The following is a 12,340-nucleotide window of genomic DNA, read 5'->3' as shown; positions in this document are numbered from 1 at the left end:
TTTTGAGCAGGTTCACCCGAGCTCAGGAGTCACCAGGTCGATCTCCGCCATCTCGCCAAGGCGCTGGCGCAGCCAGTAGGCCGCCTCCACTTCGACGAAGCAGAGCTGATCCCGACCGGCCCTCGCCCCCGCCAGGATCTGTGCAAGACGAGCCTGCTGCGCGCTGTCCCAGGCATCGGCCAGCTTGCCGTCATGAGCCTCTTCCACCACCTCGCGGCGCAGCTCGAACAGATTGTCGGTGATCGGGCTGTTGATCTTGGCCGGGCTGTGCCAGTACATCTGCAGGTTGTCCATCATCTCGTTGTCGTAGTTGGCCAGCGCGTCCAGCTCAGGCGTCGCCCCCTCTTCACCGGTCGCGAAGTCACACCAGGCCGCCGTCAGCGGTGCCAGGCTCTGGGCGGTTGCGCACTTGCCATGCTGACGCAGGGCCGCGACATCAGCCCCCTTGCAGGCGGGTAGCCAGAGATCCCCTTCATGTTGCTCGAGCAGCGGCAACAGCAGAGAGACCGGGTAGACGGAAAAACGGGAACCCAGGGTGTGCAGCAGGGATACCAGTGTGATCTTGACCATGGAATGCGCCTTGAACCGGGGGCCGACAGACAATATCGGCCAGATAGACAAAGGAAGCCCTATCCTATCATGTTTGACGCCGCAAAGCCGGACTCAAACAATTCTCAATTGATTCGCCAGATGACGGCCAAAAAAACAGCGTTCGAGCACGCCAGGGAAAGATAAAGCCCAATAGTTTGAGCCAGCGCCCACTAAAGTGGATCCGGGAGTGCTAGTTTGCATACATCTTTAGCGTAAGGAGTGCATTCATGATCGGGATCGACCAGGTTTCCAGCGAGTTTGTAAACGATTTGAAAATACTGGCATGCTTTGATCCGGCCAACATGAGCCTGGGGATCAAGTTGCGCAGCGACATGTCCGACGAACTCTGCCAGGCCGCTGTTCGCCTGCACCAGCAAGGACTCATCAGCGCGGAAGATGGCGGCTATCTGACGCCCTTTGGTATGACCATGGTGGAACACCTGCAGCACCTGCTGGTGGCACTCAAACCGCTTTGACCGCCTTGGGAGCCCACAGCGAAAAGTTGAGCAGCTCCCAGCGTTTCCCTTGACGCAACAGACAGGCAAACAGCAAAGGACCTTCGGGTCCTTTTATCTTGCCATCGACCATCCACTCCCCCGCCCGTTGCGGCAACGGCTGCGCCCTGATCTCGTCCGGGAGCCTGCCAGCGCCCACCCGCACCTGCACAAACTGCTGGCACACGACCATGGCCTCTTTCTCAACGAAGTCAGGCCCCTGTTTATCGGTGGAAGCTATCAGAGTGGTAGCGAGCAGAAGGGATGGCAGCATAGTCGGCACAACATGCAGAAGTAGAAGGTCACGCCTCCCACCGACGGACGGTGAGAAACGCCCATAAACAAAAAGCCGTGGAACCCAAAGGCACCACGGCTTTCTTAAATTCTGTAAGAATTACAGAGCAGTTACGTTCTCAGCCTGCGGGCCTTTTTGACCTTGGGTCACGGAGAACTGTACGCGCTGACCTTCAGCCAGGGTACGGAAGCCGTTACCTTGGATGGCGCTGAAGTGAACGAAAACGTCCGGGCCGTTTTCTTGCTGGATGAAGCCAAAACCTTTGGTTTCGTTGAAAAACTTAACGGTACCGGTGATCATGTTAGACATATCTTTAAACCTGTATTCAAAATAATTACTTATGCTTTTCAGCGGATAAAGCTCAAAAAACGGGATTAACTTATGAACAACAGGAAAAGATGTAAAACATCATATTCATTGACATAACTATCGCCCTTTCAAGCTGGTTGAGATTATACGTGGCTTTGGGGATTACGCAAACAATTTGTGCCCTGCCACGGCAGGGCACAAACGTTACAGCGTAGCTGCTTCCAGCGCCTGAACCAGGGCTTTTAGGAAGCGTGCCGCCTCGCCGCCGGTACAGGCTCTGTGGTCGAATGTCATCGACAGTGGCAACGCTCTGACCGGGCGCGCCTCCCCATGGATGAACACCACCTTCTCGAACAACTTGCCCGCGCCAATGATGGCCACCTGGGGCGGCGTCACGATCGGGCTGGCATAGCGGCCCGCGATGGCGCCGAAGTTGGTGAGGGTGATGGTTGCCCCCTGCAGCATCTCGCGCGGTACGGCGCGCGCCTTCACGTCGGCGATCATGCGATCCAGCCCCTGGCGCAGATCGGCCCCTTCCCGCTCGGCCACGTTCTCCATTACCGGCACGTAGAGCCCATGTTTGGAATCCACCGCAATGGCCACGTTGACCTCCCTGAACAGCCGTCTTGACAGGGTATCGCCATCGAACCAGGCATTCATGGAGGGCTCGGCCCGACAAGCCACCCCGATGGCCTTGATGAGGCGCACTGTCACATCTTCATCGGGACGCCAGTGGCGCAAGTCCACCTCGTCGGTAATGCTGACCGGCACCACCGTCTGGTGCGAGAGCTCCATCGCCTTGGCCATGGCCCGGCGCGAGCCCTTGAGGAACTCGTTGCCGCTGCTCTGCTGGGCTTCGAACGCTTGCTGCACGTCCTGCTCGGTCACCATGCCGGCACTGCCGCTGCCCTTGATCCGCTCGATGTCGAGCCCCAGTTTCTGGGCCAGCAGACGTACCGCTGGCATGGCCTGCACCAGGGCGCCGCCGGGGGCGATGGCGCCCACCACGAAGTGATCCTCGATATGCTGCTGATGGGCGTTGACCTTGCCGACCACGGTGCCGTCATCCTCGCCGCCTTCGAACTCCACCAGCGGCGCACCTATGTGCAGGATGTCCCCCTCCTGTCCGCACAGCCTGGCGATAACCCCCGCTACTGGCGAAGGAACATCCACCAGCGCCTTGGCCGTCTCTACCGACAGCAACACTTGGTCGACACTCACGGTATCGCCGGCGCTGACCTTCCATTCGACGATCTCGGCTTCGGCCAAGCCTTCACCCAGATCCGGTAATTTGAAAAATTTCATAGCCACTGGTTCTCCATCAGCTGATGAGCCGCATCGGCAATGTCCTGCTCGGTGATGAGGTAATACTCTTCGTTGCGGTAGTAGGGGACGGCGGCGTCCACCCCGGTGAGCCGTCTGGGCGGAGCCTTGAGGGAGGTCAGCGCCTCCTCGGTGACCCGCGCCACGATTTCGGCACCGACTCCGAAGCTGCCGCACGCCTCGTGCACCACCAACAGGCGGCCGGTCTTGCGCACCGATGCCAGTATGCTCTCCATGTCCAGCGGCTTGATGGTGGCCAGATCCAGCACCTCGCACTGGATATCCTGTTCCGCCAGCAGGTTCGCCGCCCGCATCACCTCCTGGATGCAGGCCCCCCAGGCGACGACCGTGAGGTCGCGGCCGGGACGCAGGGTGAAGCAGACATCCAGCGGCAGGCCGATGCCGTCATCCACCACGTCGGACTTCATGGAGCGATAGATGCGATCGGGCTCGAAGAACATCACTGGATCCGGGTCGCGAATGGCCGACAGCAGCAAGCCATATGCCCGCTTCGGGCTGGAGGGGATCACCACTCGCAGCCCGGGAATGTGGGCAAACAGGGCTTCCACACTCTCGCTGTGGTGCTCGGGGGAGTGAATGCCGGCGCCGTAGGGAGAGCGGTAGACGATGGGGCAGGTGATGCGGCCCCGGGTGCGGTTGCGCATCCGCGCCGCCTGGCAGATGATCTGCTCCATGCCCGGGAAGATGAACCCCTGAAACTGGAATTCGGCCACGGGTTTGAGCCCCTGGGTGGCCATGCCGACCGCCACCCCGGCGATCAGCCCTTCGGCCAGCGGGGTATCGATCACCCGCTTGAAGCCGAACTTGTCGCGCAGGCCCACGGTGGCGCGAAACACCCCGCCGTTGACCCCCACATCCTCGCCGAGCACCACCACGTCCGGGTCCCGCTCCATCTCGTGATGCAACGCCAGATTGACGGCCTCGAGCAACGTCATATCACTCATGCTTCCTCCCCGCTGTGCTGCTGCATGCCCTTGGCGATGATGCGCTGGCGCTGCGTGCGGTAATCCTTCGGCAACTCGGCAAACTGATAGTCGAGCAGGGTTTCCGGGGCCTGAGCCGCCGTTCCTTCATAGACGGCCACGGCGCGCTCGACCTCGCGGGACGCCTCGGCCAGCAGTGCCTGCTCCTGCTGCTCGTCCCACCAGCCCTGTTCAAACATGAACTGACGCAGCCGTTTGACCGGCTCCTTGGCCCAGGCGGCTTCCACCTCGGCCGCTTCCCGATAGCGGGTCGCATCGTCGGCCGTGGTGTGATCCCCCAGCCGATAGCTGACCGCTTCGATCAGGGTCGGTCCCTTGCCGCTACGGGCGCGTTCGACGGCGCTGCGGGTGGCCTCATAAACGGCGACCACGTCGTTGCCATCCACCTGGATACTGCGCACACCGGCCCCTATGCCCTTCTGGGCCAGGGTGGGGGCGCTCGACTGCAGCTTGCGCGGCACCGAGATGGCCCACTGGTTGTTGTTGATGATCATCACCATGGGCAGGTGCCAGACGCCGGCACAGTTGAGCCCCTCCAGGAAGTCACCCTTGGAGGTGCCACCATCGCCGATGGTCACCACGGCGACCCTGGGTTGATTGCGCAGTTTGAAGGCCGCGGCGATGCCGGCGGCATGGGTGATCTGAGTGGCGATGGGCACGCAAATGGGAAGGTCCTCGGAGAGTTCGCCATCCGCCTTGTAAAAGACGCTGCCACGCTCGTCCCCGCCCCAGTACTGCAGGTTTTTCTCCATGGGCACGCCCCGCACATAGAGGGTGGGCATGTCCCGGTAGTAGGGCACGTAGACATCCTGCGGCTGCATGGCGAGCCCGACGCCTATTCCGACCGCTTCGGCTCCCAGATGGGAGGGAAACGTGCCGAGCTTGCCGGTTCGCTGCAGCGCGATCGCTTTCTTGTCATAACTGCGCACCATCACCATGTTTCGGTAGAAGGTGTGCAGCATCGCCTTGTCCAGCCAGGTCGGTAGTGTGGCGACCGGGCGCCCTTCCTCATCGAGGTAACGAAGGAAAGGGATGTCGACATGGGTCATAACTGGCTCCTTGCCGTTGTCAACGTCACCACCATGAGGTGACCCTTTGAATGTAAATAGATTGTTAAGCAAAGGGCAATGAGATTTAGCCAGGTAAGACCAGTAGAAACTTCTTTAATTTCAGAAAGAAGCTGGATTTTTCGGCTGAAAGAAAACGAAACAGGGAGCCACGTCGGGCTCCCTGTCAGGGCGGGACGGGAGCACCAGGGGCTCCCGCTCCGAGCTGCACGGCCGGCAAGGCCGGCGGCAGCCTGAGATTGTCATCAGAGGCCGCGCCGGGTTACTCCCACAGCCGGGTCGGCACCACCAGCAACACGGTGCGCTGGCCGATGGCCACGTTGGCGTTGGGGAACACCACCGCCTCCCGCGGTTTCTCTACCGTGTAGCGCAGTTCGCCATCCTCGGCCAGCACGAAACCCTGGGGAAATTCGGTGAAATTGTCCACATCGCTGGCAAACAGGAAACGAAACTGCTCCGAGCGTTTGTTGATCACCCGATCGATGGCAAAGATGGTGAAGTCATCCGCTCGCCAGGGCTCCAGCTCCACCTCATCCCGGGTCACCAGATCCTGCAGCGCCTGCCGGGTTTCGATGAAACGGGTCATGTCGTTCTCGCCGAACGGGCGCACCTTGCCCAGCTCCACCGTGAAGGCGTGAGCGCCATGGTGATGGGAGCTGTAATAGCTGAAGGTGGTGGTGGGGCCGCTGGAGAGCAGAATGGTGCGCACGCCGCAGGCACCGAGAAACTGTACCTGCTCCTTGCAGTGAGGCCGCTCGTGGGGGAAGGGGTAGACGGCAAACTTCTCGTGGCGCGAGCCGCGAATGGCAGTGTGCAGATCGTAGTGGTAGCGAGGTCTGGCCGCGTCGGCAAAGAAGCGGCTCACATACTGCTCGAGGCGCATGGCGCGGATCCGCTCCTGATTGCACAGCCCCTCCCCCTTGCTGTGGGCGCCGGAGAAGAGCCGGTTCATGTTCTCCTCCACTTCCCGCACACCCAGGTTCATGGCTGCCGGGTTGCCGAACAGGAACAGTACCCGATGGCGGGCCTTGAGCTCACCGCAGAGCAGGCGAGTCAGCAGCTGGTTGCAGATCTCGATGGGCGCGGTTTCGTTGCCGTGGACGCCGCAGGAGAGCACGATATCCTTGCGCCCACCGGGTTGATCACCGGCCCCGGAAGCGGGCTCGAGGCAGAGCACGCCAGTATCCCAGACACTCACCCTGTCGCCATTGGCCAACGCATAGGAAAAGGGCTCAAGCTGCCACTCGTGGCGGCGGGTCAGAGCCAAAAAGTCATGCTGGGGAATCATCCATCTCACCCTTTTGTCAGGAACGCTATGGGCGGATTATACGCAAGGCGCTTCGGCTTAAAATCAATTTTTAAACAAATTCAAACAGTAATGTTACAAGTTTGGGTGTGGAGCAGGATCGGGGCGTGGGGAACAGAGAGAGAGCGGCACAGAGCCGTGAGGGAAGAAATCGGGTAAGGCGATCAGCGTGAAGCAGCTGATGAACAGGGCAATCCATCAACCCGTGACGGCGGAGGTCTGCGACCGTGGATCAGCAAAAAAACGAGGCATCCTTGCCCGGCAGATCAACCACGCCAGAACGGCTTGGTGGTCTCTTGATAACGATCGGCTTCGTTCAGACCGATGTCCTTGAGCAGGTATTCGGGCAGCTCGGAGAGCTGGCGACGGCTGCGGCTACGTTCCAGCCAGGTCAGTACGGTCATTTTGACGCGGGCAACCAGATTCAGTTGGCTGGAATGCTGGTAACCGGCGGCGGTATAAGTCATGTTGGCCATGATATGGCTCCTCTGTAGGGTGTCTGCGCGGGTGCAAATTTGTTGCGCAAAGCTTAGTCAGGGGGTATGGCCGACTCAATTGACGAATTTTGATAGCAGACATTAGTAAAACTAATGGTTGATGTCCGTGGTGAGATAAACATAAGATACTGATTATAAAAGACTAACAAACCTTTTCTTGGCCTGATGAAAGGCTGCAGCATATTCTCCTGCATGGCTCCCTTCTAACTATGCAGTTTCCTCTGCTGGCTATGCACTCCCGTCCTTGGCAAAAAGCAGGGTCAACCGGCTGTTTACATTCAATTGTTAATGAAGAGATCTTTCATTGATCTTCAATTAACACATTGATACACCACAGTTACCTTCCAGTGACCCATCGCCTTGCCCGCCTCTCGCTCCCACTTGGCACGCATACACAGGGCTGATATGGTTATTTATACAGTACCTTTACCGCCTTGCCGTTTCCCGCCCCAAGGGCCGGCAAGGGCGACACAGGATATGCCGATGGAGACATTCACCCCCACCGCCGCCTTGCGCCAACAGATGGAGCGGCTCGAAGAGGCGCTGGCCAGGCTGGCGGATCAATTGACGCAGCTGGAGCTGCTGGAAGCCCACGTCTATCCCCTGCCCGCCGTCGCGCAGGGAGAGGAGCACGAGCCCATCGACACCATCACGGTGGGCTACCTCGATGGTGAAGAGGCGCTGGCCGCCACCCTGGCCGCCTATCGGGATCACAGTGCCCGCGCCGGCTGCTCCACCAAGGCCACCCATCGCCTGCCGGGCTGGCTGCGCCTGCCCGCCGCCAGCGCCCCGCTGCTGCGACCGCTGATCGACGAGATCAATGAGTGCAAGCTCACCTTCAAGGCCCTGGTACAGCAGGCGGGCAGCCGGGACGAGAAGTTTGAACTGGTGCACAGGGCGCTGCCCGGGGTCATCACCCTGCAGGTCTATCGCAAACTGACCCTGCTGGAGGGTGACCTGCATTCGCTGGGCTTTACCTGGGCCGACAAGCAGAGCATCAACCGCCTCAGCCGCGAGCAGGTGCTGGAGATGCTGGAGCGCAGCCGCCGCTATGTCCCGGCGCTGTCGGACAACGAGGAGTGGAGCAAGATGGTGGATCAGGAGGTCTACGACATCCGCCGCCTGCCGGCGGATGCAGAGCTTCGGATCCGCCGCCCGGTCAAGACCCACCCCATGATCAACCTGCTCTGGCTGGATCGGGAGCCCCGCAAGCAGCAGATCAAGGCAAGCCTGCCTCTGCTGCTCTGCGCGGACAGCCAGCCGGCCGTCACCCATCTTGGCCACTACCCGCCCAAGCTGCGCCAGGCCAGGCGGGATCGCAAGATTGGCGGCGAACCCGTCATAGAGCGGCTCCACCTCTACCTCTATCAGGGGTAAGGGGCCCTTGCCCACCAGGCACAACCCACTCAGCTCACAACCCGTATTGCCCAACAACAAGGGGGAGCATCACCAGATGCTCCCCCTTGTTTCTTGCACGAGTCAGCCCCTCGTCAGCTCATCAGCAGGGCCCGCAGGCTCTCCACATCCAGCCCGCGCACTTCCGACTGGCCGCTCAGCAGGCCATCGGCCAGCGCCCGCTTCTCGTCGTGCAGGGCGACAATCTTCTCCTCCACCGTCTGCTCGCACACCAGGCGATAGACGGTCACCGGCTGGGTCTGCCCCATGCGGTGGGCCCGGTCGCTCGCCTGATCCTCCACCGCGGGGTTCCACCAGGGGTCGAGGTGCAGCACGGTATCGGCCTGGGTCAGGTTGAGCCCTGTGCCCCCCGCCTTGAGGCTGATGAGAAACAGCGGCACCGCTTCGTGGCGAAAGCGCAGGATGGAATCCTGCCGCGCCTTGGCCGAGCAGCCACCATCCAGATAGCAATAATCCCACTGCCGCTGCTCGATGCGGGTGCGCAGCAGGCTCAGCAGATCGACGAACTGGCTGAACACCAGCACCCGATGACCGCCGTCGATGGCCTCATCCAGCAGCGCCATCGCCTCGTCCAGCTTGCTGCTGGCCTCGGCCCACTCCGGCATCACCAGCTGGGGCGAGCAGCAGAGCCGGCGCAGCCGGGTCAGGCCGCTCAGCACGTGCATCAGGGCGCGACCATCGGCACTTTGCACCTGCTGCACCACTTCGCGCCGGGTCGCCTCGTAGAGCTGGCGCTCCGCCGGGGAGAGGCTGATGTGGTGGATGATCTCGGTCTTGTCCGGCAGCTCGGTCAGCACCTGGTGCTTGAGCCGGCGCAGGATGAAGGGGCTGATCACCGCCCGCAGCAGCGCCATGTGCTGGGGATCCTTGACCGCCTTGCCAAAGCGGCGCTTGAACTCGCCGAGGCTGCCCAGCAGCCCCGGGTTGATGAAGGTGAACAGACTCCACAGCTCCCCCAGATGGTTCTCTATGGGGGTGCCGGAGAGGGCGAGCCGAAAATCACCGTCGAGCTGGAACAGCAGCTTGGCCCGCTGGGTACCGGCGTTCTTGATCTGCTGCGCCTCATCCAGCACCATGCTGGACCAGCGCCGCGACTTGAGCGCCTCCGCCAGGCTGCCGAGCATGCCGTAGTTGAGCAGGATGATCTGCCCCGCCCTGGCCTCGCGCACCATCCCATCCCGCTCGGCGGGGTTGTCGAACACCACCACCTCCAGCTCGGGGGCGAAGCGGGCCACCTCCTCCTGCCAGTTGGTGACCACTGACTTGGGTACCACCACCAGGGCCGGCCCCAGATGCTGGCGCATCCGCAGCACGATGAGGGCCTGCAATGTCTTGCCCAGCCCCATGTCATCGGCCAGACAGGCACCGAAACCGTGATGGGCCAGGGTCGCCAGCCAGCGCACCCCCTCCTTCTGATAGTCCCGCAGCGGCCCCATCAACTCGTCCGGGCACGCCACCTCCTGTTGCCACTCCTGCTGGAGGTTCTGCCAGGCGGCATCCCCCTCGGTGGTGATGACGGAGAGTAGCCGGGTGAGCGGATAGGCCAGCTTGTTGTTGATGCGCTGCTCGTCATCCAGCATGGCCCCCAGCATGGTGAGCCGCTCCACCAGCTTGTCGCTCAGCATCAGGCTGGTCTTCTCGTCGAGCTGGACGGTGCGCTGGCCCGGCGTCAGCTGACGCAGGATCAGGCGCAAATCGAGGATCTGGTGCTCATCGAGGGAGAGGGCCCCCTCCACCTGGAACCAATCCTGACGCCGCTCGATGCGCAGGCTCAGCGCCGCCTCATCGAGGCTCTTCAAACGCGCGCTGTCCTGATGCCAGTGAATGACCACGCCAGCATCCACCAGCTCCGGCAAGGCGTTGACCAGCGCCAGTGCCTGCTCCCCCTCGAGCCGCCATTCACTGCCGGGCAGCTCGATGGGCAGCTGATTGCGCAGCAGCTGGGCCTCGCCCCGCTCGGCCGCCAGATCCCGCTGCCAATAGTGATCATCCTTGATCCCCTGGCGCACGATGGCCTCCCCCTTGCCAAGGGGCAGCGGCGGCAGCTCCTCGAACCGGGTCACCAGCCTGACCGCCAGCTGGCCATCTTGCCAGTCGAGCTGCACCGAGGCCACTCCGGGCCAGGGCGTCAGCTCGGCATTGCCGTGCAGCCCCGCCACCTGGCTGTGCCAGGGCAGATCCGGGATGGCATCCAGGGTGCGTTGCAACTCAGCCAGCCCCTCGGCCGGCAGGTCGGGAATGGCCTCCAGCGCCGGTAGGCGATCCTGCAGGGCCTGGGGGGTGAGGATGAGCTGCCACAGATCCTGAGCCAGCGGCAGTATGTGCGCCCCGCGTGCGGCCGCGGCCGGGCTCAACACGGCCCCCATGCCCTGCTCGGTGGCCACGATCTGCAGCAGTGGCGCCGTGATGGCGAGCTGCAGCTTCTGCCCTCTGGCATTGAACAAACGGGAGTGGTTGGCCAGCGGCGCCCACACCTCGCGCGGCAGCCGCCCCATGTTGCGCGGCAGGGTACGCACCAGCGCCCAATCCTCTTCGTCGAGCAGGGCGGCGTACTGGGTGGAGAGCAGGGCGGGATCGACCCGGCGACCGGCGGTCCACTCCCCCTTGGTGCTCTGCTTCTGGATCTTGCACTCGAGCTCGGGCCCTTCGGCGTGAAGCAACCAGACCAGCCGCTCCTGCGGTTTGCGCACGCCGCTGGAGCGGCCCAGTCCCTGCAGCCAGTTGAGCCAGCTGGCCGAGGCGGGAGCCTTCTCCTCATCCTCAGACGCACTCCCCTGCTCATCATCCGGCCCGGCGGCCCGCAACTGCTGCAGCGGGGTGCGTTCTGCCCCCTGCCCCAGCAGCAGGCGCAGCAGATCCTGGCAGAAGGCCATCAAGCGGTGGCGGGGCGCGGCCTCCAGCACGTGGGAGAGATCCCACTTGTGCAGGATGGCTACCTGGGGACTCTGCTCGCCGTGCCGGGCCAGCGCACAGAGATCGAGCCAGAGGTAACCCCAATGGAGTTCCTCCAGCGGCAATTGCAGGGTGTCGAACAGCCCGACCGCCTGGCCGTGGCGCTCCCCTGCCCACTGTCCCAGCAGATCGGCCAGCAGGGGGAACTGATTGGCCAAAGTGCGCAGCCACTTCTTGCGCTGCTCGCTGGCCAGCACGGGATCCGCCTGCTGCAACCAGCCCAGCCAGAGCAGGGCACTGAAGGTGGCAGGCCACTGACCCGCGCCCGCTGACGCCTGCCAAGCCCCCAGCGCAGCCAGCAGGCGCTCGGCCAGCGGCTGCTCGTCTTCCTGCTCCACCAACTGCTGCAGGGCGGGCCAGTGAGTGGTCGCTTCCCCGCTCGGCTCGCCGCAGAGCCATTGCCACTCGGCGGCAAAGCCCTCGGTCAAACTTGCCAGCTCGGGCGCACAGTGCTGGGCAAGCGGGGTGAGCGGCCACTGCGGGTGGGGCTCGGCATCAAGCAGGGTCTGCAGGGCGAAGTGCTGCATCAGCAACCGCTGCCACTGCGGGCTCGAGCCGACCAGCAGCAGCTGGGCGTCGGGCAGATCGAGCAGACTCAGCAGGTCGGCCGCCAGATAGTAAGCGGGTACTTGCCCGGCCTCTCCCAGACAGAGCTCGCGCACCAGCGCCTGGGCCATCTCCTGACCGGTGACCGACGGCACCCGTGCCCAGTTCGGCATGGGGCAGTCGCCGCGGCGCACCGCCAGGATGAGTGCCAGCGTCCCCTCCGCCGTCAGGCTCCACTGCTGCTCTCCGCGCTGGCGAACCAGCCCCTGCTGCTGCAACTGACCGAGCCGATCCGGCAGGGTCTGTCCAGATGGCAGTTGTTCTTGCAAATAGCGGGTACTGGCGGTGCGCTGCAACTGCAGCTCGCCAAGCAGGACATAACAATCTGAAGAGAGAGTGGACGCAGACATCGAGACTCACGGGCCGGTGCAAAAGCGGAATTTTAACGGGAAAGCAACTGCGGCTCGACCCTTAAGCGCGAAATAACGCAAAAAAGCTGGCGCCTGCTGGTCGGACCGACCATGACGACGGGACGCAGAC

Annotated in this window: 11 protein-coding genes; 2 read left to right on the top strand and 9 right to left on the bottom strand. The window is 62.6% G+C overall.

The features are described 5' to 3' along the window. Positions 1 to 12 precede the first annotated feature (12 nt). On the bottom strand, positions 13 to 570 hold the full coding sequence (locus AB5Y94_RS14860) for a hypothetical protein (RefSeq protein WP_368206017.1): 558 nt from the start codon (positions 568 to 570) through the stop codon (positions 13 to 15). Positions 571 to 818: 248 nt separating this feature from the next. On the opposite strand from AB5Y94_RS14860, the gene AB5Y94_RS14855 reads away from it, so the two are divergent. Then, positions 819 to 1,067, top strand: coding sequence for a TIGR02647 family protein (locus AB5Y94_RS14855; RefSeq protein ID WP_005302794.1), 249 nt, complete (start codon positions 819 to 821; stop codon positions 1,065 to 1,067). Here the strand turns inward: AB5Y94_RS14855 and AB5Y94_RS14850 are convergent. From AB5Y94_RS14850 to AB5Y94_RS14820, 7 genes are all read right to left on the bottom strand, one after another. After that, positions 1,054 to 1,359: a hypothetical protein gene (locus tag AB5Y94_RS14850; protein WP_139725881.1), complete on the bottom strand. Its 306-nt coding sequence runs from the start codon at positions 1,357 to 1,359 to the stop codon at positions 1,054 to 1,056. The genes AB5Y94_RS14855 and AB5Y94_RS14850 overlap by 14 nt on opposite strands. A 120-nt stretch (positions 1,360 to 1,479) precedes the next feature. After that, entirely contained in the window at positions 1,480 to 1,689 is a 210-nt protein-coding gene (locus tag AB5Y94_RS14845; RefSeq protein ID WP_005302803.1) for a cold-shock protein, read from the bottom strand. Positions 1,690 to 1,893: 204 nt separating this feature from the next. Further along, complete coding sequence (locus tag AB5Y94_RS14840; protein WP_024942458.1) at positions 1,894 to 2,994, bottom strand: dihydrolipoamide acetyltransferase family protein; 1,101 nt, start codon at positions 2,992 to 2,994, stop codon at positions 1,894 to 1,896. Next, positions 2,991 to 3,977, bottom strand: a complete 987-nt coding sequence (locus AB5Y94_RS14835) for an alpha-ketoacid dehydrogenase subunit beta (RefSeq protein WP_005302805.1) — start codon at positions 3,975 to 3,977, stop codon at positions 2,991 to 2,993. Before AB5Y94_RS14835 ends, AB5Y94_RS14840 begins: the two co-directional genes overlap by 4 nt. Continuing rightward, on the bottom strand, positions 3,974 to 5,065 hold the full coding sequence (gene pdhA / locus AB5Y94_RS14830) for a pyruvate dehydrogenase (acetyl-transferring) E1 component subunit alpha (protein WP_206866727.1): 1,092 nt from the start codon (positions 5,063 to 5,065) through the stop codon (positions 3,974 to 3,976). The genes AB5Y94_RS14835 and pdhA overlap by 4 nt, the downstream gene beginning before the upstream one ends. Before the next feature lie 280 nt (positions 5,066 to 5,345). Next, a complete protein-coding gene (gene astE, locus AB5Y94_RS14825) occupies positions 5,346 to 6,371 on the bottom strand; it encodes a succinylglutamate desuccinylase (protein ID WP_017782311.1) in 1,026 nt (341 codons plus the stop codon). Between the two features lie 284 nt (positions 6,372 to 6,655). Next, positions 6,656 to 6,865: a DUF1127 domain-containing protein gene (locus AB5Y94_RS14820; protein WP_005302810.1), complete on the bottom strand. Its 210-nt coding sequence runs from the start codon at positions 6,863 to 6,865 to the stop codon at positions 6,656 to 6,658. Positions 6,866 to 7,369: 504 nt separating this feature from the next. Here AB5Y94_RS14820 and AB5Y94_RS14815 point away from each other — a divergent pair. Beyond that, complete coding sequence (locus AB5Y94_RS14815) at positions 7,370 to 8,263, top strand: DNA replication terminus site-binding protein (protein WP_017765641.1); 894 nt, start codon at positions 7,370 to 7,372, stop codon at positions 8,261 to 8,263. Positions 8,264 to 8,376: 113 nt separating this feature from the next. Here the strand turns inward: AB5Y94_RS14815 and AB5Y94_RS14810 are convergent, their stop codons facing one another. After that, positions 8,377 to 12,210 carry a DEAD/DEAH box helicase gene (locus AB5Y94_RS14810; protein ID WP_368206014.1) on the bottom strand — a complete coding sequence of 1,278 codons (3,834 nt, stop codon included), beginning with the start codon at positions 12,208 to 12,210 and terminating at the stop codon, positions 8,377 to 8,379. Positions 12,211 to 12,340 lie beyond the last annotated feature (130 nt).

The organism is Aeromonas sp. s5 (assembly GCF_040907865.1).
Lineage (GTDB): Bacteria > Pseudomonadota > Gammaproteobacteria > Enterobacterales > Aeromonadaceae > Aeromonas > Aeromonas dhakensis.
This window is presented reverse-complemented; position numbering and strand designations above follow the sequence as displayed.

Excerpts from the sequence above, each read along its gene's own strand:
- pdhA (WP_206866727.1), bottom strand. The coding sequence starts at position 5,065 with ATGACCCATGTCGACATCCCTTTCCTTCGTTACCTCGATGAGGAAGGG.
- AB5Y94_RS14820 (WP_005302810.1), bottom strand. The coding sequence starts at position 6,865 with ATGGCCAACATGACTTATACCGCCGCCGGTTACCAGCATTCCAGCCAA.
- AB5Y94_RS14815 (WP_017765641.1), top strand. The coding sequence starts at position 7,370 with ATGGAGACATTCACCCCCACCGCCGCCTTGCGCCAACAGATGGAGCGG.
- AB5Y94_RS14810 (WP_368206014.1), bottom strand. The coding sequence starts at position 12,210 with ATGTCTGCGTCCACTCTCTCTTCAGATTGTTATGTCCTGCTTGGCGAG.
- astE (WP_017782311.1), bottom strand. The coding sequence starts at position 6,371 with ATGATTCCCCAGCATGACTTTTTGGCTCTGACCCGCCGCCACGAGTGG.
- AB5Y94_RS14835 (WP_005302805.1), bottom strand. The coding sequence starts at position 3,977 with ATGAGTGATATGACGTTGCTCGAGGCCGTCAATCTGGCGTTGCATCAC.
- AB5Y94_RS14850 (WP_139725881.1), bottom strand. The coding sequence starts at position 1,359 with ATGCTGCCATCCCTTCTGCTCGCTACCACTCTGATAGCTTCCACCGAT.
- AB5Y94_RS14840 (WP_024942458.1), bottom strand. The coding sequence starts at position 2,994 with ATGAAATTTTTCAAATTACCGGATCTGGGTGAAGGCTTGGCCGAAGCC.
- AB5Y94_RS14860 (WP_368206017.1), bottom strand. The coding sequence starts at position 570 with ATGGTCAAGATCACACTGGTATCCCTGCTGCACACCCTGGGTTCCCGT.
- AB5Y94_RS14845 (WP_005302803.1), bottom strand. The coding sequence starts at position 1,689 with ATGTCTAACATGATCACCGGTACCGTTAAGTTTTTCAACGAAACCAAA.
- AB5Y94_RS14855 (WP_005302794.1), top strand. The coding sequence starts at position 819 with ATGATCGGGATCGACCAGGTTTCCAGCGAGTTTGTAAACGATTTGAAA.